Below are 1,764 nucleotides of genomic sequence, written 5' to 3'. Positions count from 1 at the left end.
GGCGACCACACGTCCAGCTCGGGCTTGAAGAGAGTCAGCGCCAGCGGCATGCCGTAGCCACCGATGGACTTGGACAGCGTGACGATGTCCGGGGTGATGCCGGCTTCCTCGAACGAGAAGAACTGGCCGGTGCGTCCGCAGCCCATCTGCACGTCGTCGACGATCAGCAGGATCTCGCGGCGCGAGCACAGCTCGGCCAGCGCGCGCAGCCACTCGGGGCGCGCGACGTTGATGCCGCCCTCACCCTGGATGGTCTCCACGATCACTGCGGCCGGGCGGTTGAATCCGCTGCCGGAGTCGTCGAGCACGCGCTCGAACCACTGGAAGTCCTCGGTGACGCCGCCGAAGTAGTTGTCGTACGGCATCGGAGTGGTGTGCACCAACGGAATTCCGGCTCCCGCTCGCTTCATCGAGTTACCGGTGACCGACAGCGCGCCGAGGGTCATGCCGTGGAATGCGTTGGTGAAGTTGATGATCGCCTCGCGGCCGGTGACCTTGCGAGCAAGCTTGAGTGCGGCCTCGACGGTGTTGGTGCCCGTCGGTCCGGGGAACTGAACCTTGTAGTCCAGGCCGCGGGGATCGAGGATGTTCCTCTTGAACGACTCGAGGAACTCCCGCTTGGCGACGGTGGACATGTCGAGTCCGTGGGTGATGCCATCGCTGGTGATGTAGTCGACCAACGCGCTCTTGATCAAGTCGTTGTTGTGGCCGTAGTTGAGAGCGCCTGCGCCACCGAAGAAGTCGAGGTAGTCGTTGCCGTTCTCGTCGGTGATGACCGAGTTCTTCGCGGTGGTGAACACGGCGGGCCACTGGCGGCTGTAGCTACGCACGCCGGACTCGACGGTCTCGAATACGTCGGGCTTCTCTGTTGTCACGGTGTTCTTTTCGGTCATGTTCTGCTTGTTCCTTTCGTAATTCCGCGACGCGTCGGGGCCTACTGTGTAGAGCTCCTCGGCTTCGTGGCTATCAGGGAAATCGTTGGGCGCGAACAAATCCGACCTGACGATATCGGTGCCTCGCTTGCGTGCGAGGCTCGTGAAGGTTGCGATCGACGCTTCGTTGTCCGGGCTGATCGTCGTTTCCAGATGCGTGATGCCCTGTGGCTCGAGGCGGTCGAGCAGCTCCATCAGCATGCGACCGGCAAGTCCCTTGCCACGCTGGTCCGCATCCACGGCGACCTGCCACACGAACAGTGTGCGCGGGGCGTCCTGGCGGATGTATCCGGTGACGAAACCGACTGCGCGGCCGTCGATGTCGGATACGACGGTGGTGGCCGCGAAATCACGGCACCACAACACGTACGAGTAGCTGGAATTGAGATCCAGAACTCGCGAATCTCTTGCGATCTCCCAGAGCCGGACTCCGTCGGAGATCTGTGGCTTACGAAACTTCACTGCGTCCGGCGCAGTGAGCGGGGTACCTCTCAGCAATGCGGGCTTCATAGGAAATACAAACGTAACAAGGTCGCCGAGGCATATCGAGTGCGCCGGGAAATCGACCCCGGAATCGGACATGCTTCCCCAGGTTAACCCGTCAATGTGATGCTGGTCACTTCATCGGCGCCCGGCTGGCTCTACCCGCAACGACGGAATTCAAACCACCCGCTTCCGACGGACCGCTACTTCGGTGTCGCCAAAGCGAACGGAAGCACCGCTTCGGCACCCGCAGTTCGCAGAGCCGACGTGGCGCAGGTGAACGTCCACCCGGTGTCGGTCAGCAGGTCGATCAACAGAATCGGCCCTGTCACGGACGATACGTCCGGAA

Annotated in this window: 1 protein-coding gene; it reads right to left on the bottom strand. The window is 62.1% G+C overall.

Annotation, left to right across the window (positions count from 1 at the left end; translation table 11 throughout):
• A partial coding sequence (ectA, locus tag A2J02_RS19625) for a diaminobutyrate acetyltransferase (RefSeq protein ID WP_231911483.1) occupies nucleotides 1–1,346 on the bottom strand: 1,346 nt, incomplete at its 3' end.
• Nucleotides 1,347–1,764 lie beyond the last annotated feature (418 nt).

This window comes from Rhodococcus sp. EPR-147, assembly GCF_001647185.1.
Classification (GTDB): Bacteria; Actinomycetota; Actinomycetes; order Mycobacteriales; family Mycobacteriaceae; genus Rhodococcoides.
Note: the sequence above shows the minus strand (reverse complement) of the source record. Positions and strands in the feature narration are given on the sequence as shown.